The organism is Amycolatopsis sp. NPDC004625 (genome assembly GCF_040609695.1).
GTDB lineage: Bacteria > Actinomycetota > Actinomycetes > Mycobacteriales > Pseudonocardiaceae > Amycolatopsis.
The window spans coordinates 1-22,481 of record NZ_JBEXKX010000088.1 but is presented as its reverse complement, the minus strand read 5'-3'; the positions used below and the strand labels follow the sequence as shown (position 1 = coordinate 22,481).

Sequence of the window (22,481 nt, the reverse complement as noted above, 5' to 3'; positions counted from 1 at the left end):
GGCGGGCTGGCGGGGTTTTCGCCCGACTGTTGGTGTGGGTTCCCCGGTTTGGGCGGCTGGTTTTGGGTGGGGGGTGGGGGGTGGGGTTGTTGGTGGTCGGGGGGTTATGGTTGTTGTTCTGGGGGGGGGGGGGTGTGGGGGTTGTGGTTGGGGCTGGGGTTGGGGGGGGGGGGTTTGTCTTGTTTTTTTATGTTGTGGGTATTGCCCGGCGGGGGGGTGTTGGTGTTCATCTGGGGTTTCCCGGCCCTGCGGGCCGACTTCTTGGGGATTTTGGGGGGGGCGGCCCCCCCCCCCCCGACCCTGTACGGGCGGATCCTCGACCGCATCGAGGACGCCGGCCACGACGTCTTCGCCGGCCGCGCGGCGGTTTCCCGCGGGCGGCGGCTGCTGGTGGCGAGCGGCGCGGTCGTCCGCACGCAGTGGGCGCGGGCCCGCCACCCCGCGCCGGCGCTCCCGGTGGTGGTGGGCTGAGGTGGGCCAGTTCGAATACCTCATCGTGCTGACGGCCTGCGTCCTCGTCACGCTGCCGCTGGAACTCGCCGGGGCCCGGGTGTACCGGCAGCCGCGGCGGCTGGCCCGCGCGGTGCTGCCGGTGGCGCTGGTGTTCCTCGTCTGGGACGCGCTGGCGATCGCGGGCCGTGTCTGGGACTACGCCCCGGGCCGCGTCACCGGGATCCGCGCGCCCTTCGCCGTGCCGCTGGAGGAGGTCCTGTTCTTCGTGGTCATCCCGATCTGCGGGCTGCTGACCTACGAGGCCGTCCAGCTCACCATCGCGCTGGTCCGGCGGTTCGCGCGGAAGGAGGTGCGCCGGTGATCCCCTGGGGGTACACCGTGCCCGCCGCCGCCGCGGTGGCCGTCGTCGTGCTGGCCGAACTCCGGCTGCTGCGCACGGGCCTGTTCCGGCGCCCGGCCTACTGGTTCACGATGGCCATCGTGACCGCCTTCCAGATCCCGGTGGACGGCTGGCTGACCAAGCTGTCCGACCCGATCGTCCGCTACTCCCCCGAGCACATCACCGGCTGGCGCTTCCCGTGGGACATCCCGGTCGAGGACTTCCTCTTCGGCTTCGCGCTGGTGACCGCGGTGCTGCTGGTGTGGGAACGAACCGGCCCCCGCGAGGAGCGAACATGAGCCAGCTGGCCAAGGACGGCCTGCCGCGCGGCGCGGTGCCGTCGGCCTTCGACACCGAAGCGAAGTGGTACGACCGGCTGGTCGGGGCCAATCCCGGCTACCACGACCACCTGCGGCTCTCGGCGCGGCGGCTGGCGCTGCCGCCGGGCGGGACCGGCCTGCGGCTGCTGGACGCCGGCTGCGGCACCGGCGCGTCGACGGCCGCGTTGCTTTCGGCCGCGCCCGGGGCGGAGATCACCGCGTTCGACGCCTCCGGGGAAATGCTCGCGCGAGCCAGGGCGAAGGACTGGCCCGGCAACGTCACCTTCGTGCACACGCCGGTCGAGGACCTCGCCGGGATCTCCGGCCCGTTCGACGGGATCCTGGCGGCGTACCTGCTGCGCAACCTCGGCGACCCGACGGCGCAGCTGCGGCGGTTGCGCGGGATGTTGCGACCCGGCGGCCGCATCGCGATCCACGAGTACTCGGTCCGCGACTCGCGGCGCGCGCGGGGGGTGTGGAACGCGGTCTGCGCGGGCGTGATCATCCCGCTGGGGAAGGTGACCACCGGGGACGCGACGCTGTACCGCCACCTGCGCCGCAGCGTGCTGGAGTTCGACGGGATCGCCGCGCTCGCCGGCCGGCTCGCCGACGCCGGGTTCACCGACGTCCGGACCGGCACCGTGCCCGGCTGGCAGCGCGGGATCGTCCACACCGTCCTCGGCACCAACCCGCAGGAGCAGCCGTGACCCTCGGCCGGGACCGCCGGATCGAAACCCGCCCCGCCCCACCCGGCCTCCCCGACGCCGGACGGCTCGCCCGGCGGCCGGCCGCGGCCGTCGTCGGCGGTGGCATCGCGGGCCTCACCGCGGCCACCGGGCTCGCCGAGCGCGGCGTCACCGTGACGCTGTTCGAGCGGGAGGAGCACCTCGGCGGGCGGGTCGGCGGCTGGGCCGACCGGCTGCCGGACGGGACGCCGGTGACGATGAGCCGGGGCTTCCACGCCTTCTTCCGCCAGTACTACAACCTGCGGTCGCTGCTGACGCGCACCGATCCGGGGCTGGACCGGCTCACGCCGCTGGCCGACTACCCGCTGCTGGACGCCCAGGGCCGCACGGACACCTTCGCCGGGCTCCCCCGGACGCCGCCGTGGAACGCGATGGCGTTCGCCCTGCGCAGCCCCACCTTCACCGCGCGGGACCTGCTGCGCCTCAACGGCCGCGGCGCGCTGCCGCTGGCGACGGTGCGCGTCCCGGACATCTACCACCGGCTCGACGGGATCGACGCCGCCGGGTTCCTCGAGGCGATCAACTTCCCGGAAGCGGCCCGGCACCTGGCGTTCGAGGTGTTCTCCCGCAGCTTCTTCGCCGATCCCCGCGAGCTTTCCGCCGCGGAGCTGGCGACCATGTTCCACCTGTACTTCCTGGGGTCCAGCGAGGGCCTGGTGTTCGACGTGCCCGCCGAGCCGTTCCCGCAGGCCCTGTGGGATCCCCTGGCCGGGTACCTGGCCGATCGCCGGGTGACCATCCGGTCCGGCACGCCGGTGGCCGCGCTCGACCGCACGGCGGACGGGTTCACCGTCACGACCGCGGCCGGCACCACGCCGTTCGACGCCGTCGTCCTCGCCTGTGACGTCCGCGGGCTGCAGCGGATCGTCGCCGCGTCGCCCGGCATCGGCACGCCGCAGTGGCGCGACGGCGTCGCGGGGCTGCGGACCGCGCCGCCGTTCCTCGTCCGCCGGCTCTGGCTCGACCGGCCGGTCGACACCGCCCGGCCGCCCTTCCTCGGCACCGGCAGCGTGCCACCGCTGGACAACATCAGCCTGCTCGACCGCTACGAAGGCGAGGCACGGCGGTGGGCGGCCCGCACCGGCGGCTCGGTCGTCGAACTGCACGCCTACGCGGCCGCGACCGACGACCGCGAAACCCTGGTCAAGGCGGTCGACGACCGGATGCACGCGATCTACCCGGAGACGCTCGGCGCGCGCGTCACCGGGGCGATTTCGCTGTGGCGCGAGGATTGCCCGCTCTTCGGGCTCGGCGACTTCGCGCGCCGGCCGACGGTCACCACCCCGGACCCGGCGCTGGCGCTGGCCGGTGACGGCGTGCGGATCGACCTGCCGGTGGCGCTGATGGAACGCGCGGCGACCACCGGCTGGGCCGCGGCGAACACGCTGCTCACCGGCTGGGGCCTGGCCGGGCACCCGCTGCGGTCGGTGCCCAACCGCGGCCGGATCGGCCTGCTGAACCGGCTCGCCTCGACCACGGCACAGGGAGCGTGATGACCGACCACGAAGTCGTCGTCGTGGGGGCCGGGCTCGCCGGGCTGGCCGCCGCCGTGACCCTGCACCGGGCCGGGGTGCCGTGCGCGGTGCTGGAAGCCGCCGACGACGTGGGCGGACGCGTGCGCACCGACGTCGTCGACGGGTTCCGCCTCGACCGCGGGTTCCAGATCCTCAACCCGGCCTACCCGGCGATCCGGCGGCTGGTGGACGTCGGCGCGCTGGACCTCGGCCGGTACTGGCGCGCGGTCCGGATCGCCGACGACGACCGCGTCTCCCTGCTCGGCAACCCGGTCGACACGCCCAAGGCGCTGCGCGACATCGCGGCCCGCCGGTACCTGTCGGCGAAGGACCTGGCCGCGCTCGGCGCGTTGTCCGCCCGCGTGGCCGCGGGACCGGCGAAGGCGGTCCTCGACCGCGACGACCGCACGACGCTCGACGAGCTGCGGCGCGCCGGGGTGTCCGAGCGGGCGGTGGAGACGGTGTTCCGGCCGTTCCTTTCCGGGGTGTTCCTGGAACGCGACCTGACCACCTCGGGGCGCTTCTTCCAGCTGGTGTGGCGCAGTTTCCTGCGCTCGGCACCGTCGCTGCCGGCCCTCGGCATGGGCGAGCTGCCACGCCAGCTGGCCCGCACCCTGCCGACGGCGGCCGTGCACCTGAACGCACCGGTCGAGCAGGCCCGGCCCGGCCGGGTCCGCACGGCGGGCGGCGAAACCCGGACGGCCCGCGCGGTCGTCGTCGCGACCGACGGCACCGCGGCCGCCCGGTTGACGGGCGTCGAGGAGCCGCGGTGGCACAGCGGGACCACGTGGTACTTCGCGCCACCACGGTCCCCGTTGCGCGAACCGGTCATCGTGGTCGACGCCCGCGGCGGCCCGGTGGTGAACACGAGCGTGGTCAGCGAGGTCTGCCCCGGCTACGCCCCGCCGGGAGCCGCACTGGTGAGCGCGTCGGCGCTGAGCGCGCTGCCGGAGGACGAAGTGCGCCGCGCGCTGGGCCGGATGTACCGGACCGACGCGAGCCGCTGGCCGCTGGTGAACCGGTACGAGATCACCCACGCCCTGCCATCGATGCCGCCGCCGCACGAGATCCGCCGCCCGGTCCGCCTGGACACCGGGTTGTACGTGTGCGGCGACCACCGGGACACGAGTTCGCTGCAGGGGGCGTTGGCTTCGGGCGCACGAGCGGCGCGTGCGGTGCTCGCCGACCTCGGTCGGCGACCGGCCGCCGAGTGACCACCGACTGACCCCGGGCGGGCGCGGAAACGGCGGCCCGCGTTACGACACCCGACCCCGCCGCGCGCCGGATCTACCGGACCGGCCGCCGGGACACGGCTCGCTGCAGGGCAACCTGGTCTCAGGCGCACGAGCGGCGCGTGCGGTGCTCGTGGACCTCGGCCGGCGACCCGCCGCCGCCTGCCCCCGGACGGACGCGAAAACGGCGGCCCGCGTTACGACATCCGGTGGAAATTCGCGCACCCGGCCGCCGATTCCGCGTCGCGGCGCGAAATCCTCCCGCACGGAAAGTGCCGCATCCGACGACCCTCCTCACTGAATGGTGTGATTCCACTCCGGTGATCTTCCGCATTCCGGCGCAGCGCGGCCCTGGTGTCCGTAGCCCGGACCCGGTGCCGCAACCCGTTGAGCGCCTTGACATGCGCGCTCCGAGTGATGCTCGGCCCTCTTGCTAACGAAATCCCGCGCTTTCCGTCTTCCCGAGGCAACCCGCAGAAAAGCGGCCTTTCGGAAGGGAAGTCCATGTCGCGGAGATCCTTGTTCGTCGCGGTGACCACGGTCAGCGCGTTGCTCGCCCCGGCCGCGGTGGCGGCCGCGGCGCCGCCCGGCGTCGATCCGGCCACCGTCGACCTCACGCTCGCCGCCGGGGCGAGTGCCACCGTCACCAAGCACGTCACCACCTCCGCCGTGCCGCCGAACCCCGACCTCGTGCTGCTCGCGGACACCACCGGGAGCATGGGCGGCGCGATCGACAACGTCCGCGCCAACGCCAGCGCCATCACCGGGGACGTGCTCGCCGCGCAGCCGACCGCCCAGTTCGGCGTGGCCGAGTACAAGGACTTCTCCGACTCCGTGCCGTTCAAGGTCAACCAGGGCATCACCGGCAACACCGCCGCGGTGCAGGCCGGCATCAACCAGTGGCAGGCTCTCGGCGGCGGCGACACGCCCGAAGCCGACCTCAACGCCCTGTACGAACTGGCCACCGGCGCCGTCGCCTTCCGCCCGGACGGCACCCGCATCATCGCCTGGTTCGGCGACGCGCCGTCGCACGACCCCAGCGGCGGGCACACCCTCGCCCAGACCATCGACGCGCTCAAGGCGGCGAACGTCCGCGTCGTCGCGGTCAACGTCGGTGCGCTGGACGCCGACGGCCAGGCGAGTGCCATCGCCACGGCCACCGGCGGCGTGCTGCTGAACAACGTGCCGTCGAACCAGGTGTCGCAGGCCATCCTGGACGGCATCAAGTCCATCGAGGTCACGGTCGCGCCGAAGGTCACCGGCTGCGACCCGCAGCTGACGCTCACCAACGCCCCGGCGAGCGTCAAGGTGGCCAGCGGGGACGTGGCGACGTTCACCGAGACCGTCGCCGCCAAGGCCGATGCCGCGCCCGGCACCTACCACTGCACGGTCGACTACCAGGTCGACGGCGTGTCCCGCGGGTACGTCGAGACGACGACCGTGCGCGTGCTCGGCCTGAGCATCAACGACGTCACGGTGAACGAGGGCTCCGGCGGCGCGCCGGTGCCGGCCACCTTCACCGTGTCGCTGCTCGGCGGCGCGAGCCCGAACCCGGTGACCGTCCACTACGCCACCGCGAACGGCACCGCGACCGCACCGGCCGACTACCAGGCGGCGAGCGGTGACGTGACCTTCGCGCCCGGCGAGACGAGCAAGCCGGTGACCGTGCTGGTCAACCCGGACACCGTCGACGAGCCGGACGAGACGTTCACCGTGACGCTCTCGAACCCGGCCGGCGCCGGGCTGGTCGACCCGACCGGCGTCGGCACGATCGTCGACGACGACCGCGACGGCGTCTTCTCCTGCACAGGCACCGCCGCGAACGTCATCGGCATCACCGCGGCCGTGGCCAACCCGGCGAACCTGCCCTGCGCCGACGACAGCAAGACCGTCCTCGACGCGACGCTCAACGCCGGCCTGATCAAGGTGCAGACGCACGCGCTGACGTCGGCGACCGACCTGGCCCCCGACAACCAGTCGGCGGCCCCGGCGGCCGGTGACCACGCGCAGGCGTCGGCCAAGATCGACAAGACCGTGATCAGCACGGTCGGGCTGACCATCGAGCTGGGCGTGATCCAGTCCCAGGCGGCGGCGACCTGCCAGCCGGCCCCGGGCGGGCTCGCCCCGGTGCTGACCGGCAGCTCGAACATCGCCTCGCTCAAGATCAACGGCGTCTCGGTCACGGTGGGCTCGGCGCCGCTGACCATCGCGCTGGTCATCGGCTCGCTGAAGCTGAACGGCCAGACCATCGCGAACGGCGTCGTGAAGCAGCAGGCCGTCTCGCTCGAGACACCGCTGGCGAAGATCGTGCTGGCGGGGTCCCAGGCCGACGTGCACGGCACCGCCGCGCACCCGGCGGGCAACCCCTGCCAGCGCTGATCCGCTGAACCCGGCCCCGGCAGCAGGTCTGCCGCGGCCTGTCGTGAGTGGTAAGGCGGGTTCTAACCCGCCTTACCACTCACGACCCGGGGTCAGAGCTCGTGGGATGTCGTGTCGTCCGTGGTGACCAGCAGCGCGCTCCAGGCCGCGGCCGGGCTGAGGGTGAGCAGCACCGCGCGGCCGTCGAACTCCCCGCTCTCCCGGGCGGCGGAGAGGTTGAAGAAGACGTCGTTGGGCCCGAGGTGGCCGTGGCGGGCGAGGTTCTCGAAGCACGCCTTGGCGATCGGGACGCCGATCGCCTCCGACCAGTTCCGGAACGCGGCCGTGGACAGGTTCTGCGTGAGGTAGCACGGCACGTCGGCCGGGGTCAGCCCGTTGCGGCCGAGGAGCCGGGCGACCAGCTCGCGCAGCCGGTTGCGCGTCTCCACCGCCAGCCGGAACGAGTAGACCGCCGGATCAGTGCACTCCTCACGCCAGCGGGCGAACTCCTCGTCGCGGTAGTCGACGCGGAACAGGTCCGCGTAGGCCCCGTTCGTCTCCAGCAGGATGTCCCGGATCCGGAGTTCTCCTCGACGCCGCAGCAGAAGCGCGCCGCCGCTGTCGCCGTTGACCGTGACCGGGTGGCGGTAGCGGCCGGGGGTCGCGGGCTTGCTCCCGTGCAGCACGAGCACGTTCGCCAGGTCCGGATCGGCCCGCAGCAGCCCCCTGGACACGAGCAGCGCCGGGGTGAGCGACGCGCACCCGAGGCCGCCGACCGAGAACGCCATCGCCCGGTCCGCGCCGAGCATCGCCTGCACCCGGGTGGCTTCCGAGCTGACCAGGTTCTGCGGCGCCCGCGGTTCCACGGTCAGGACGACGTCGACGTCACCGGCGTCGAGACCCGCGGCGGCCAGTGCGCGCCGGCCCGCCCGGACGGCCAGCTCGGCCGCGGTGAGCGTGTCGTCGGCCGGGACCCGGTCGATGCCCAGCGCGGCGCAGGTGGCGCGTTCGGTCTCCGACCGCGTGGCCAGCTCCGGCAGCCCGGCCACGGCGAGGGACGTCTCCGGCAGGTACCAGGCCGACGCGGCGAGCGCGATCACGGCAGCTCGGTGAAGGCGCGCACGATCTCGTCGGCGAGCGCCTCCAGGCTGTCCTCGCCGACCCCGCCGGCCACCGCCAGCCGCAACGCGCCGTCCCGCACCGCGCTCGTCACGACCAGCGGGAACCAGGAGGCGACCGCGCGCTTGAGGTTCACCGACAGGTCCCAGCGGGTCCGCAGCAGCCGGACGCCGGAGTCGAACGCGGAGGTGTCGCTCGGCCCGTGCAGCACGAGCACCTCCGGTTCGGGCAGCGCACGCAGCTGCGCGGTGCCGGGCGAGTCCGGCGAGAGGTGGCGCAGCATCCCGTAGCCGACGCCGTCGTTCGGCACCGACCGCGCGCGGTCGGTGATCTCCGGCAGGCAGCCGCGGGCCGTGGTGCCCGGCGCGACCGGCAGCACCAGCGGGTGCAGGGTGGTGAACCAGCCCACCGACGGGCCGCGCCCGGCCAGCCGGAACGGGTTCGGGGTGGCCTCCCCCTCGGTCATCACGAACGCGCTCGGCGCGTCCTGCCACCGCGCCAGGCCGCACGACACCGCGCACAGCGCCGCTTCCCGGCCCTCCGCGCCGCCGGCCGACAGCAGGGTCGCCACCGCCGGGTCGTCGAGGGTCCGGGTGGTGATGCCGTCGCCGGGCGAGCCGCCGACGGTCCCGGCCGCCGCGCCCGCCCGCAGGGTCGCCGTCCAGTAGGTCAGCTCCCCCGAGAGCTCGTCGGAGGCGGCCATGGCCCGCAGGTGCTCGGCCCACTCGCGCCACCGCGGCGGGCGGGTCGTCAGGGCCGGGGTGCGGCCCGCCGAGAGGTCGCCGAGCAGCACGTCGAGGTCGTCGAGGACGACCACAGTGGACATGTTGTCGAAGACGAAGTGGTTGACCAGCAGCACGAGCAGGCCGCCGCGGGCGCGGCCGCGGTCGTAGTGGCGGACGCGGAACAGCGGCCCGCGGGCGGGATCCATCTCCGCCTTCATCGCCTGGCAGTCGTCCGCGACGATCCCGAGCTCCTCCTCGGCGCCCAGCGGCGGAAGCACCTTGGTGTCGAACACGTCCGCCGCGGTGAGGTCCGCGACCTCCAGCCGGGCGCCCAGTGCGTTGCGCCGCAGCCGGTAGCGCAGCGGTTCGTGCAGCGCCAGCAGGTGCGAGATCGCCGTCCGGACCGCGGCCGGGGCGACCTCGGGCGTGGTTTCCACCGTGTGCACGTCGACGAAGTCGCCGACGTCGTCGGGCATCCGGCGCAGGAAGCTGTGCATGATCGGCGTCGGCGGGATCGCCCGCGGCGGTTCGGGAACCGGCGCTTCCGCAGGCGCGGCGGCGGGACCGTCGACGACCGCGGCCCGGGCCAGCTCGGCGAGCGTGCGGCACTGCAGCAGCTGCTGCGGGGTGAAGTGGACGCCCTCCTTCGCCGCCCGCGCGGCCACCCGCACGCCGAGCACCGAATCGCCGCCGAGGTCGAAGAAGTTGTCCTTCGGCGACACCGGGCCGCCGGTCAGCAGGTCCGCGCAGATCGCGGTGAGGACCCGCTCGGCGCGGGCGATCGGCTCACTGTCCACAAGGGAAGTCACGGTCATGGCGGGTTCACTGCTCCGGTGGGTGGGGGCGGGGTTCGGCTCGCCGGCCACGGCCGGGAGTTCGCCGAGCGGGCGGTCGGGTTCGCGCAGCACGGCGTCGAGCAGGCCGGGCAGCAGGCGGGCGAGCGCGTCGGCCGTTTCGCGGTCGAACAACGCCGTCGCGTACTCGAAGTAGCCGTCCATCGGCCCGTCCTGCTGGTCGATGACGCCGACGGTCAGGTCGAACTTGGCCGTGCCGGGCGCGATCCCGGCGACGGTGCCGCTCTCGGCGAAGCGCGCGCAGCCGAGGCCGCCCAGCTCGGCGGTGTCCTGCGGGACGTTCTGGTAGGTGTAGGCGACGTCGAACAGCGGCTGGCGGCCGGGCTCGCGCGGCCCGCACACCGCGGAGACGATCTTCTCCAGCGGGATCTCTTCGTGGTCGAGGACCTGCGCGACGGTGTCCGCGCACCGCCGCACCAGCGCGGTGAACGACACGGATCCCTCGACCCGGGTGCGGAACGGCGGCAGGTTGTTGAAGTACCCCATCAGGTCGTGGGTCGCCGGGTGCGTCCGGCCGGAGGTGGCCACCGCGACGACGACGTCGGTGAAGCCGGCCCACCGGTGCAGCAGCGCGTCGACCAGGGCGAGCATCGTGACGAACGTCGTCACGCCGTGTTCGCGGCTGAACGCCCGCGCGGCTTCGGCCGCCGGCTCGGCCACGGTGAACTCCACGAGGTCGCCGTCGAAGGTCTGGGCCGGCGGGCGCGGCCGGTCCAGGGGCAGCTGCGCGGCCGGTGGATCGGCCAGCCGGGTGCGCCAGAACCGCAGGCCGCGTTCGAGGGTCTCCCCCGTCAGCCGTTCCCGTTGCCAGGCGGCGAAGTCGGCGAACTGGAAGGGCAGGTCCGGCAGCGCGGGCGCGCGGCCGGCCAGCCGGGCCTGGTAGAGCTCGGTGAAGTCGCGGAAGAACACCGTCGGGGACCAGCCGTCGAAGACGATGTGGTGGTAGGTCCACAGCAGGACGTGGTCCTCGGCGGCCAGGCGCAGCAGGGTGATCCGCACCAGCGGGCCGGTGGCCAGCTCGAACGGGCGGACGGCCTCGGCGTCGGCCAGCTGGTGCGCGTGCCGCTCGGCGTCGGGCCGCTCGCTCAGGTCGTGCACGACCAGCCGCGGCGGGAGTGCGGCGAGCCGGACGAACGGGACGCCGTCGTCGTCGGGGATGCAGGTGCGCAGGATCTCGTGCCGGTCGAGGAGGTCCTGCACCGCCCCGGCGAGCGCGGCCTCGTCCATTGGCCCGGTCAGGCGCAGGTCGTGCGGGATGTTGTAGAGCGCGGTGCCGGGGTTCAGCCGGTCCAGGAACCACAGCTGTTCCTGGCCGAAGGACAGCGGTAGCGGGCCGCCGCGCGGGAGCACCGTGATGGCGGGGACGGCTCCGGCCCGGCCGCCCTCGGCGCGGACCGCCTCGACGCGGGCGGCGAAGGCCCGCACGGTCGGGTGGGCGTAGAGGTCGGCGAAGGTCAGCTCGACGCCGAAGTCGCGTTCCATCGTGCGCAGCGCGGTGATCGCCGCGATCGACGTCCCGCCGTGGGCGAAGTAGTCCGAGGCCGGGCCGAGCTCGTCCTCGCCGAGGGCACGGGCCCAGACTTCGGCGACCCGGCGTTCGGTGCCGACGTCGGACACGACGGCGGGCGGGGGTTCCGCCGCCCGGGTTCCGGCGGCCGGCGCGCCCGGCGGGCGGCACCAGCAGCGGACGCTTTCGAGCGGGTGGCCCGGCGCCTCGATCCGCGGGACGGCGGCCCCGGCGTAGTGGCGTTCCCAGTCGAGCCGGACGCCGAGCCGGTAGAGCGACGCCAGCTGCCGCAGCACCGCGCGCCGCCCGCCCCCGGCGACCAGTTCGACGCAGCCGAGTTCGGGCGCCAGCCGCCGCATCGTCCGCGACAGCACGCCGCTCGCGCCCAGCTCGACCAGCACCGCCCCGTCCCGGACGAACCCGCGCACCGCTTCGGCCAGCCGCGCGGCGTCGAGCTCGGGGCCGACGGCCCGGTCCGCGGCGGCCGCCAGTCCGTCTACAAGGGACAGTTCGCCGCGGGCGATCCGCACCGACAGGTTGCCCGCACCGGACCCGACCAGGTGCGTGTCGGGGATGCCCAGCGAGCGGGCCAGCCGGTGCAGGGCGTGCTGGACCGCGACCAGCCGGGGCGCCGGCTCGGCGGGCAGCGGCTCGTCGCCGAGGACGGGCCACGCCGCGCACAGCTCGGCCCAGACCCCGGGCTCGACCCCGCCGTCGCCGGAGAACAGCAGCACCACCGGCGGGTCGTCCGCAACCGGCGCGTCCGGGATCGCGGCCGAGCGCAGCGCCGCCGCGAGACCGGCGGGCTCCCCGGCGACCACGGCGATCCGGAACGGGTGGTCGTCGCGGCCGCGGTTCATGGCGTGGCCGATGGTGCGGACGCCGTGCCCGCTCTCTTCGACGAAGGCGGCCAGCCGGTCGCGGTAGCCGGCCAGGGCGGACGCCGTCTTCGCCGACACCGTGACCAGGTGGCCGGTCTCGCCCGGCTCGGCGGCCACCGTGCGCGGCGGGGCCTGCTCGACGACGGCGTGCACGTTGGTGCCGGTCAGCCCGAACGAGCTCAGCCCCGCGCGCCGCGGCCCCTCGCCGTCCCACGGGCCGAACGCGGGGTTCACCCGCACCGGGCCGCCGAAGTCGATCAGCGGGTTGGGCGTCTCGAAGTGCGCGGTGGGGTACCGGACGCCGCGCCGCACGCTCAGCAGGACCTTGACCAGCCCGGCGACCCCGGCGGCGTTGTCGAGGTGGCCGATGTTGCCCTTGATCGAGCCGATCGCGCAGGACGGGCCGGTCACGCCGGCGTCGAGGAACGCCTGGCGCAGGGCTTCGACCTCGACGACATCGCCGAGCGGGGTGGCCGAGCCGTGGCACTCGACGTACCCGACGGTCGCCGCGTCGACACCGGCGTCACGCCAGGCGGCGGTGATCACCTCGGTCTGGGCCTGCCGGCTCGGCGCGCTCATGCTGGCCATCCGGTAGCCGTTGTGGTTGACGGCGATGCCCTTGAGCACCGCGTGCACGTGGTCGCCGTCGGCGAGCGCGGCGGGCAGCGGCTTGAGCACGACGATCCCGCCGCCCTCGCCGCCGACCGCGCCGGTGGCCTTCTCGTCGAACGGCCGGCACCGGCCCTCGGGCGACTCGACGCCGCGGACCGGGACGTGCCCGGCCTCGCGGATCGGCACCGGCCGCACGCTGATGCCGCCGGCCAGGGCCAGCTCGGCGGCGCCGCTGCGCAGCAGGGCGACGGCGTGGGCGATCGCGACCAGGCTGCCGCTGCACGCGGTGTCGAGCACGAGCGCGGGCCCGGTGAAGTCGTGGCGGTAGCTGATCCGCGCCGCCAGCGCCGCCCCGATGATGCCGAGGATCTGCTGCGGATCCTCCTCTTCGAAGAGATCTTCGTAGTCGCTGCGCGAACTCCCGAGCACGACGGCGGTGCGCGAGCCCCGCAGGGCTTGGGGCGCGTAGCAGGCGTTCTCGAGGGCCTCGTGGGCCAGCTGGAGGATCAGCCGCTGGTGCGGGTCCATCCACGCGGCCTCGGCCGGCGGCACGCCGAAGAACCGGTGGTCGAACCGGTCGATCCGGTCGAGGTAGCCCATCGGCAGGTAGCCGGGGCCGGCCGCGAAGCCGGTGTCCCGCAGCCGGTCCGGATCGGGCTGCCCGGTCACGTCCCGGCCCGCGGCGAGCAGGTCGTGCACGGCCTCCGGCCCGTGGGCGCCCGGGAGCAGGGCGGACACCCCGATGATCGCCACGTCGTCGTTGCGCACCGGCTCCGGCCTCCTAGAGCTCGTAGTCCCGCGGCGGGTTCAGGCCGCGGTCCACCGCCCGGCCCAGTGCCTCGACGGTGGGGTGTTCCAGCAGCAGGGCCAGCGCCCCGACGGTGGGGTTGTCGAACAGCGCCCGCGGGGGCAGCGCGGCACCGAAGTCCGCGCGCAGGCGGGCGGTGACGCGCAGGCACAGCAGCGAATCACCGCCGAGGGCGAAGAAGTCGTCGTCGACGCCCACCTGCTCGACCGCGAGCACCTCCGCCCAGATCCGGCTCAGCGTCCGCTCGGTCGCGCTGCGGGGCGCGAGGTAGGCCGCCTCGGCGGCCACCGGGACGGGCGGCGACAGCGGACGCCGCAGGGGCGGGGCGGCGGGCCGGGCGGGTTCCCGCAGCAGGTCGGCGAGCTCGGCGAGGAGGGTTTCGGCCGTGCCGGTGTCGAACAGCGCGGGGTCGTAGCCGAGCGACAGGGCCAGGGGTTCGCCGTCGCGCGCGCTGCCGTGGGCGACGAGGGCCAGCGGGTAGTTGGTGATCTCGACGGCGGCCAGGTCGGCGACGTGCAGGCCGTGCGCGGCCAGCGCGTCGCGGTCGAAGGGGTAGTTCTCGAACACGACGATGCTGTCGAAGAGGCCGGCCGCGGCGGGCAGCCCGCTCCAGCGGCGCAGCGCGGCGAGCGAGACGTGCCCGAACCGGCGCGCCTCGGCCTGGTCGGCCTGCAGGCGCCGGAACCAGCCGGGCCGGTCTTCCGCCTCGGCGACGGTGACCCGCACCGGCACGGTGTTGACGAACATGCCGACGATCGCGTCCACCCCGGGCAGTTCGGGCGGCCGGCCGGCCACGACGGCGCCGAAGCAGACGTCCGGGCCGCCGCCGCGGCGGGCGAGCAGCCGCGCCCACGAGCCCTGCACGAGGGCGTTGACGGTCACCCGGTGCCGCCGGGCGAAGGCGGCCACCTCGGTTGATTCCGCAGTGGACAGTTGACACTCCACTGTGGACTTCGACCGGGTCCGGTGGGCCCGGCCGGGCGGGCGGTCGTAGGGCAGCGGAGTCGGCGTGAGCCCGGAAAGGACCTTCCGCCAGTGGGTCTCGGCGGCGGTGGCGTCCTGCCCGGCGAGCCAGGCCAGGTGGTCGGAGAAGGGGCGGCGGGGTTGGGCGGGTTGCCCGGACAGGTGCGCGAGGACGTCGGTGAGCACCTCGAAGACGCTCCAGCCGTCGAGGATGACGTGGTGGAAGGTCCAGAGCACCCGGATCCGGGCACCGGACAGCCGGATCAGCGTGATCCGCATCAGCGGGGGCACGGCCGGATCGAGCCCGGTTTCGCGGTCTTCGGCGAGCAGCGCGGCTTCGTCGCCTTCGCGGGCTCGCCAGTCGTGCACGGTCACCGGCAGCGTCACGGCCCGGTGCACCACCTGGACCGGCTCGCGCACGCCGGTCCAGCGCACGGCGGTGCGCAGGGCGGGGATCTCGTCGACGACCCGCCGCCAGGCGCGTTCGAGGGCGGCCGGATCGTCGGCGCCGGTCAGGGTGAAGCAGAGCTGTTCGAGGTAGGTGCCGGGTTCGGACAGGCTGTGGAAGAGCATGCCGGCCTGCATCGGGGTCAGCGGGTAGACGTCGTCGACGTTGCGGCCGTCGCCGAGGAGCCGGTCGAGTTCGGCCTGGTCGGCGTCGGCGAGCGGGAAGTCGGACGGCGTTGCGCCGCCGGCGGCGGGGTCGGCGCAGTGGGCGACGATTTCCCGCAGCGCGGTGCGCACACCGTCGGCGAGGCGGGTGACGGCGGGCTCGTCGTGCACCCCCGGGGAGTAGGTCCATTCGAATTCGAGCTCGCCGTCGGCGGTGACGGCCGCGGTGATGTCGAGGCGGGCGGTGCCGGTGAGGTGCGGGGCGCGGGTGAGGCCGATCGCGGAGGGGGCGGAGCGGAACGGTTCTCCGCTTTCCCCCTCGGCCAGGTCGAAGCGGCCGAGGTAGTTGAACGCCGCCACCGGCCGGGGTTCCGGGAGCTCCGCCTCCCCCAGGTACCGCAGCACCCCGTAGCCCAGGCCGCGGTCCGGCGCCGCGCGCAACGCCTCCTTCACCGCCTTCAGCACCGCTCCCCAGCCGCCCTCCCGCGGGACCTCCACCGCGCACGGGTACAGCGTCGTGAACCAGCCGACCGTCCGGGACAGGTCCAGGTCGCCGAAGACGTCCTCGCGGCCGTGGCCCTCCAGCTCCAGCAGCACCCGCTCGTGCCCGGTCCACTCCGCGAGCACCCGGGCGAGGGCGCTGACCAGCAGGTCGTCGACGCGGGTGCGGTAGGCGGCCGGGGTTTCGCGCAGCAGCGCCGCCGTCTCCCCCGCGCCGAGCCGGACGGTCACCGCGCGCTGCGGCCGCGGGTCTCCGTCGGGCCGCGCACCGGGACCCGTGGCCGCGCGGCGCCAGTACTCGAGCCGGCCGCCGGCCGCGGCCGTGTGCCCGGCCAGGCGGCGGGCCCAGTCGCCGAACGAGGTCGTCCGGGGCGGCAGTTCCACCGGCCGGTCCGCCCGGGCCGCCCGGTAGGCCGTGCGGAGGTCGGCGAGGAGGATCCGCCACGAGACGCCGTCCACGACCAGGTGGTGGGCGGCCAGGAGCAGGCGCGAACCGTCCAGGACCGCCGTGAACAACGCCCCGCCGTCCAGCTCGAAGAAGTCCATTGTGGACACCGGCCCGGTGCGGAGGGCCGGCACCGCGTCCGTGTACTCCTGCCGCCACTCGCCGTCGACGCGCCGGAAGCGCAGCCGGAGGGCGTCGTGGTGGCGGACCAGCGCCTCGACCGCCGTGCGCAGGGCCGCGCGGTCGGCGTCCGCGGCGAGCTCGGCCGACACCCACTGGCTGAAGTGACCGGGCCGCTCGGTGATCGTCTCGAAGAACCAGTGCTGGATCGGCGACAGCGGCACCGGGCCCGGCGAGGGCGGCGCCTCGCGCACCGGCGGTTGCGCCCAGACCCCGGCCGCGGCCAGCGCCGCCGGGGTCTGGCGGAGGAAGACGTCCTTGGCGCTCAGCCGCAGGCCGAGCTGCCGGGCCCGCGCCACCACCTGGATGCCGAGGATCGAATCGCCGCCCAGCTCGAAGAAGTTGTCCGCCGCCCCGACGCGGTCCACGCCGAGCACCTCGGCCCACACGCGGGTGACCAGCTCCTCGGCCGGCCCGCGGGGCGCGGTGTGGGCGCGGGTGGCCCGCGTCCGCGGTGCGGGCAGCGCGCGGCGGTCGAGCTTGCCCTGCGGCGTCAGCGGGAACCGGTCGAGCAGCACCAGCGCGCCGGGGACGAGGTGCCCCGGCAGGCTCTTGGCCAGGAACTCGCGCAGCGCGCCGGGCTCGACCGGGCGCCGCGGCACGACGTACCCGGCCAGCCGCTTGTGGCCGGGGGTGTCCTCCCGCGCCAGCACGACGGCCTCGCCGACGTCCGGGTGCCGCCGCAGGGCCGCCTCGATCTCGCCGACCTCGATCCGGAAGCCGCGGATCTTGACCTGGTCGTCGGACCGGCCGAGGAAGTCCAGCACCCACTCCTCGCCGGCGCGCCAGCGCACGACGTCGCCGGTGCGGTACAGCCGGGTGCCGTGCCCGAACGGGTCGGCCACGAACCGGTCGGCGGTCAGACCGGGCCGGTCCAGGTACCCGCGGGCCAGGCCGCTGCCGCCGACGTAGAGCTCGCCGGGCACGCCGGCCGGCACCGGCGCGAGGGTGCGGTCCAGGACCCGGCAGGACGTCCCGGTGATGGGCCGCCCGATCGGTACCGGGCGGCCGGCGTCCCGGTCGCGGACGCGGTGGCAGGCGGTGAACGTGGTGTTTTCGGTGGGCCCGTAGCCGTTGACCAGCTCCAGGTGCGGCCACCGCCGCAGGACGCGGGCGCACTGCTGCGGCGAAAGGACGTCGCCGCCGGAGACCAGCCGCCGCAGCCCGGCGAACACCCCGGGGTCGGCCGCGGCCACCTCGTGGAACATCCCCGCGGTCAGCCAGAGCGAGGTGACGCCTTCGGCCCGGACGAACGCGCCGAGCGCCTCCACCGAGGGCACGTCTTCGGTGTCGACGGCCAGCCGGGCCCCGGACAGCAGCGCGCCCCAGATCTCCAGCGTCGAGGCGTCGAACGACAGCGGCGCGTACTGGGTCGCGACGTCGTCCGGGCCGAGCCGGGCGTACGGATCGGCGCACAACCGGGTCACCGAGCGGTGCTCGATCAGCACGCCCTTCGGCCGGCCCGACGACCCCGACGTGTAGAGCACGCAGGCGAGGTTTCCGGGCCGGGCGCGGTGCACCGGGGCACCGCCGGTCTCCCACCCGTCGTCGTCCAGCACCAGCACGGAGGTCCCGGCGGGCACGCGATCCCGGACCGCCCGGGTGGTGAGCACGAGGCCGGCGCCGGAATCCTCGAGCAGCAGCGCCAGCCGCTCGTCCGGGTACCGCGGGTCCAGCGGGACGTAGGCGGCGCCCGCCTTCAGGACGGCCAGCATCCCGGCGACCGCCTCGATGCCCCGCGGGACGCACAGGCCGATCCGGGCGTCCGGGCGGGCGCCACGGGCGATCAGGCCGTGCGCGAGCCGGTTCGCCCGGGTGTCGAGCTCGCGGTAGGTCAGGGCCGCGCCGGCGCAGGTCACCGCGAGGGCGTCGGGGCGCTCGCGGACGCGGTCGGCGAAGACGTCCAGCACGCTGAGGCCGGGCCCGTCCGCGGCCGGGCGGCCCGCTTCGAGGACCTGGCGGCGTTGCGCCGGGGCCGGCCACGGCAGCCGGGACAGCGGCCGTCCGGGATCCTCGGCGATGCCTTCGAGCAGGGCCAGCAGGTTGTCCGCCAGCCGCTCGACGGTGTCCGCGTCGAACAGCTCGGTGCTGTATTCGATGGTGGTGCGCAGGCCGTCTTCGCGGGGCTCGAACTCGAGCGTGAGGTCGAACTGCGCCGAGCGCCGGGGCAGGTCGAGCTCCTCGACCGCCAGGCCGCTGAGCGCCGGGGTGGCCGACGGCGCGTTCTGCAGCACCACCATGACGTTCACCAGCGGCGACCGGCTCGCGTCGCGGTCGGGGGCGAGCAGTTCGACCAGGCGGCCGAACGGGACGTCGTCGTGGGCCATCGCGTCGAGGACCGTCGAGCGGACGCCGGAGAGGAAGGCGGTGAAGGACGGGTCGCCGCCGAGGCGGGACCGGAGCACGACCGTGTTGACGAAGAAGCCGACGAGCCCGGCCAGTTCGTCCCAGGACCGCCCGGCGGTGACCGTGCCGAGCGCGATGTCGCGCTGGCCGGTGTAGCGCGCGAAAAGCACCTGCGTCGCCGCGATCAGCGTCATGAACAGCGTGGCGCCGCGTTCCCGGCCGAGGCCGGCCAGCCGGGCGGTGACGGCCGCGGGCACGGTGCACCGGTGCGTCGCGCCCGCCGTGCCGCGGACCGCGGGCCGGGGCCGGTCGGTGGGCAGCGCCAGGGCCGGCACCCCGGCCAGCTGCCGTTCCCAGTAGGCGATCCGGTCGTCGAGCTCGGGACCGGCGAGCCGGTCGCGCTGCCAGGCGGCGAAGTCGGCGTAGCGCAAGGGCAGCGGGGGCAGGCCGGCCGCCGTGCCGCGCACCGCGGCGGAGTACAGCCGGCCGAGCTCGTCCGCGAGCACCCCCATCGACCAGCCGTCGGTGACGATGTGGTGCAGCACCAGCACGAGCAGGTGGTGGTCCTCCCCCAGGCGCCACAGCGTCGCCCGGAACACCGGGCCGCGGGCGAGGTCGAAGGGCCGTTGCACCTCGGCGAGCAGCTCGCGCTCGAGGTCTTCGGGCACGCGGACGTCCGGCCGGACCGCGGCCGGCGGCCCGACGACCTGGACCCCGCGTCCCTGCACGGTGGGAAACGTCGTGCGCAGCGACTCGTGGCGGCCGGCCAGCGCGGTCAGGGCGCTCGCCAGCGCACCCGCGGAGAGGGGCCCGCGCAGCCGGAAGCCGGTGCTGGTGTTGTACTCGGCGCCGCCCGGGGCGAGCTGGTCGAGGAACCAGAGCCGCTCCTGGCCGGACGACAGCGGCAGCGCGGTCGCCGGCGTGGTCCTCGCCGGGGCGCGGCCGCTCTGGGCGGCGGGCAGGGCCGCGGCCAGCCCGGCGACCGTGCGGTGCTCGAACACCGCCCGGGCGGGCAGCGCGGTGCCGAGGCGCCGGTTGAGCGTGCCGGCCACCCGCATCGCGAGGATCGAGTCGCCGCCGAGCTCGACGAAGTCGTCTTCGACGCCGATGTCCGGCAGGCCGAGCGCGTCACCCCAGACGTCGGCGACGAGTTCCTCGGTGGCGTCCCGCGGCGCGGCGGTGCTTCGGCGGCCGGGTTCGGGCAGCGCACCGCGGTCGAGCTTGCCGGCGGCGGTCAACGGCAGCGCGGCCAGCTCGACGAACCGCGCGGGCACGAGGTGGTCCGGCACGCGCCGGCGCAGGAAGGCCCGCAGCCGGGCGGGCGGCGGCGCGGGTGCGGTGACGGGCACGACGTAGGCGACCAGGTGGTCGGCGTCGCGGCCGTCCCGCCGCGCCACGACCGCCGCGGCGGCCAGTTCGGGGTGGCCCGCCAGGACGGACCCGGCTTCGGCGGGATCGACGCGGATGCCGCGGATCTTGACCTGGTCGTCGGCGCGGCCGAGGAAGTCCAGCAGCCCGTCGGGCCGCCGGCGCACCCGGTCGCCGGTGCGGTACATCCGCGCCCCGGGCGGCCCGGCGGGATCGGCGACGAAGGCGGCCGCGGTCGCCCCGGGCCGGCCGAGGTAGCCGCGGGTGAGGCCGTCCCCGGAGAGCCAGAGCTCCCCCTCGGGGGCCGGCCGCAGACCGGCGTCGAGCACCTGCGCCCGCGTCCCGCCGACCGGGCGGCCGACCACGACGTGCCCGTGGTCCCCGGCCGGGCACACCAGACTGTCCACAGTGGTCTCGGTGGTGCCGTAGGCGTTGTGGACGGTGACCCCGGCGGCGGCGAGGGTCGCCCCGAGGCCGGGATCGACTGGCTCACCGCCGGTGAGCACGACAGTTGGCCGCGCGGGGCCGTCGAGGAGCCCGGCGAGCAGCAGCATCCGGAGGTGGGACGGCGTCACGTCGAGGACGTCGACCCGGGCGGCCCCGAGGGCGGCGACGGCGTCCCGGGGGTCGAGCCGGTCGAGGACGTGCAGTTCGTGCCCGGCGAGCATCCAGAGCAGCGGGACCCAGGAGGCGTCGAAGGAGAGCGAGGCGGTGTGGGCGACCCGCAGGCGCCGGCCGGCGGCCTGGGCGGCGGGGTCGAAGAGGTGGGTGCGGTGGGAGGCGAAGAGGCGGGCGAGACCGCGGTGGGTGCCGAGGACGCCCCGGGGCCGGCCGGTGGAACCGGAGGTGTAGAGGACGTAGGCGAGGTTGTCGGGCCGGATCACCGGGCGGGGCGGGTCCGGCGCGATCGGGCCGGTCGCGCCACCGGCCGGGCGGAGGGGAGCTCGGCGGCCGGCCACCCGGGCGGGCGGAGTTCCGCCGCCGTCCGAGCGGGGCGCCGCCACGAACACCGGCTCGCACCCGGGCGGCAGTTCGTCCACCAGCTCCGGCTGCGTCACCACCAGCTCCACCCCGGCGTCGGCCAGCAGCGCGGCCCGGTGGCTTCGCGGGTGGTCCCGCTCCAGCGGCACGTACGCGGCCCCCGCTTCGAGCACCGCGAACACCGCCACCACCATGTCCGCCCCGCGCTCCACCAGCAGCCCGACACGGCTTTCCGGCCGCGCGCCCCGCTGCCTCAGGCGGGCCGCCAGTTCGTCCGAACGGGCCGCCAGTCGTGCGTAGCTCACCCGATCCGGGCCGCTGACCACCGCGGTCGCCCCGGGGTCGCGGGCTGCCCGCTCCGCGAGCAGCTCACCCACTGTTGCCGTCATTCCCGGTTTCCCCAGTGCTCGATGCGCGATGCCGGAACGGTTTTCCCGCATTTCCGGCGAGCGATCTTTGGATACTTGCAGCGGCCGTCCGGCAGCGGCAAGCCGCCGAACGAGGGATCGGCTCGTTATTTCACGTAACCACAACGGAATTGATCGTCCACATCGGACAGACAAATCCGGCGCGCAGGCGATTACGCCGTTCGGCGCCGTCGGGCGCACCGCCGGGCGTGTTAGCTTCGGGTGGGGGAATTCGTCGAGGGAGGGTGCGTGGCAGGCCAGCAGCCCGTGGACGCGGAACTCACGGCCGAGGCAATCCTGGCGGAACTGTCCGGTTTCTTCGCCGCCGCGACGGCCGGCGACCCGCCGGGCGCCGACGAAGACTACTTCGCCCTCGGGCTGGTGAACTCGCTGTTGGCCCTGGAACTGGTGGCGCACGTCGAACGCCGGTACGGGATCGAGGTCGACGTGGCGGACCTCGACCTCGACAATTTCCGGACCCTGAACCGGGTCACCGGATTCGTGCTGCGAAAACGATCAGCCGGTATTCGGTGACCACAATGGACTCCGCCGCGTTCGCGGATTCGGTGCGGCCGGACGCGGCGGACTGGGACGTGCGCGGCGCGGTTCCGGCGGACGTCGTCAAAGCCGTGGCGCACGCGGGTTTCCTGGCCGCCGACCTGCCCGCCTCGGCCGGGGGCACCGGCTGCACGCCGGCCGGACTCGGGCAGCTGTGCGCCGATTTCGGGGGCGTGTGCAGTTCCCTGCGGGCCCTGGTCACCGTCCAGGGCATGGTCGCCGCGGCCGTCCTCCGCTGGGGCACCGGCGAGCAGCAGGCCCACTGGCTGCCCGCGCTCGCCCGCGGGGACGTGCTGGCCGGGTTCGCCGCCACCGAACCCGGCGCCGGGAGCGACCTGTCCGCGGTGACCACGTCCGCGGTGCGCGAGGCCGGGCGGGTGCGCGTCCGCGGGCGCAAGCTGTGGGTCACCTTCGGCCAGGTCGCCGACGTCTTCCTGGTGCTCGCCGCGGACGCGGGCCGTCCCGTCGCCGTGCTGGTCGAAGCCGGCCGGCCGGGCGTCGTCGTGGAGCCGGTGCGGGGGCCGCGGGGGCGGGCCGCCGGCCCCCCGGCGCCCCAGCCCGGGTGGGACGAAACCACACCCGCCCCGGCCCACCCCCCCCCCCCCCCGCCCC

General features: G+C 75.0%; 11 protein-coding genes and 1 pseudogene. 9 read left to right on the top strand and 3 right to left on the bottom strand.

Annotation, left to right across the window (positions count from 1 at the left end; genetic code table 11):
* Positions 1–300 precede the first annotated feature (300 nt).
* The 7 genes and pseudogenes from ABZW17_RS45015 to ABZW17_RS44985 all read left to right on the top strand — a co-directional run.
* A pseudogene (locus ABZW17_RS45015) lies at positions 301–471 on the top strand (phytoene/squalene synthase family protein); the annotation flags it as partial.
* Between the two features lies 1 nt (position 472).
* Positions 473–814, top strand: a complete 342-nt coding sequence (locus ABZW17_RS45010) for a lycopene cyclase domain-containing protein (RefSeq protein ID WP_354828624.1) — start codon at positions 473–475, stop codon at positions 812–814.
* The gene (locus ABZW17_RS45005; RefSeq protein ID WP_354828621.1) at positions 811–1,131 is read left to right on the top strand and encodes a lycopene cyclase domain-containing protein; all 321 of its coding nucleotides are present in this window, start codon (positions 811–813) and stop codon (positions 1,129–1,131) included. Before ABZW17_RS45010 ends, ABZW17_RS45005 begins: the two co-directional genes overlap by 4 nt.
* Positions 1,128–1,859: a class I SAM-dependent methyltransferase gene (locus ABZW17_RS45000; RefSeq protein ID WP_354828619.1), complete on the top strand. Its 732-nt coding sequence runs from the start codon at positions 1,128–1,130 to the stop codon at positions 1,857–1,859. The genes ABZW17_RS45005 and ABZW17_RS45000 overlap by 4 nt, the downstream gene beginning before the upstream one ends.
* Positions 1,856–3,391 carry an FAD-dependent oxidoreductase gene (locus ABZW17_RS44995; RefSeq protein WP_354828617.1) on the top strand — a complete coding sequence of 512 codons (1,536 nt, stop codon included), beginning with the start codon at positions 1,856–1,858 and terminating at the stop codon, positions 3,389–3,391. Before ABZW17_RS45000 ends, ABZW17_RS44995 begins: the two co-directional genes overlap by 4 nt.
* Positions 3,391–4,626, top strand: a complete 1,236-nt coding sequence (locus ABZW17_RS44990) for an NAD(P)/FAD-dependent oxidoreductase (RefSeq protein WP_354828614.1) — start codon at positions 3,391–3,393, stop codon at positions 4,624–4,626. The genes ABZW17_RS44995 and ABZW17_RS44990 overlap by 1 nt, the downstream gene beginning before the upstream one ends.
* Positions 4,627–5,148: 522 nt before the next feature.
* Positions 5,149–7,023 carry a Calx-beta domain-containing protein gene (locus ABZW17_RS44985; RefSeq protein ID WP_354828611.1) on the top strand — a complete coding sequence of 625 codons (1,875 nt, stop codon included), beginning with the start codon at positions 5,149–5,151 and terminating at the stop codon, positions 7,021–7,023.
* 92 nt (positions 7,024–7,115) lie between these two features.
* Here ABZW17_RS44985 and ABZW17_RS44980 read toward each other — a convergent pair whose 3' ends face one another.
* The 3 genes from ABZW17_RS44980 to ABZW17_RS44970 are packed head-to-tail and all read right to left on the bottom strand — an operon-like array spanning position 7,116 to position 21,293.
* Positions 7,116–8,102 carry a 3-oxoacyl-ACP synthase gene (locus tag ABZW17_RS44980; RefSeq protein ID WP_354828608.1) on the bottom strand — a complete coding sequence of 329 codons (987 nt, stop codon included), beginning with the start codon at positions 8,100–8,102 and terminating at the stop codon, positions 7,116–7,118.
* Complete coding sequence (locus tag ABZW17_RS44975; protein ID WP_354828605.1) at positions 8,099–13,468, bottom strand: condensation domain-containing protein; 5,370 nt, start codon at positions 13,466–13,468, stop codon at positions 8,099–8,101. Before ABZW17_RS44975 ends, ABZW17_RS44980 begins: the two co-directional genes overlap by 4 nt.
* A 13-nt stretch (positions 13,469–13,481) precedes the next feature.
* A complete protein-coding gene (locus ABZW17_RS44970; protein ID WP_354828603.1) occupies positions 13,482–21,293 on the bottom strand; it encodes an amino acid adenylation domain-containing protein in 7,812 nt (2,603 codons plus the stop codon).
* A gap of 267 nt (positions 21,294–21,560) precedes the next feature.
* Between ABZW17_RS44970 and ABZW17_RS44965 the strand changes: the two genes are divergently transcribed.
* Together ABZW17_RS44965 and ABZW17_RS44960 are read left to right on the top strand one after the other, a co-directional pair.
* Positions 21,561–21,845 carry an acyl carrier protein gene (locus ABZW17_RS44965; protein ID WP_354828600.1) on the top strand — a complete coding sequence of 95 codons (285 nt, stop codon included), beginning with the start codon at positions 21,561–21,563 and terminating at the stop codon, positions 21,843–21,845.
* Positions 21,846–21,850: 5 nt separating this feature from the next.
* On the top strand, positions 21,851–22,481 hold a 631-nt coding region (locus tag ABZW17_RS44960), incomplete at its 3' end, for an acyl-CoA dehydrogenase family protein (RefSeq protein WP_354828598.1).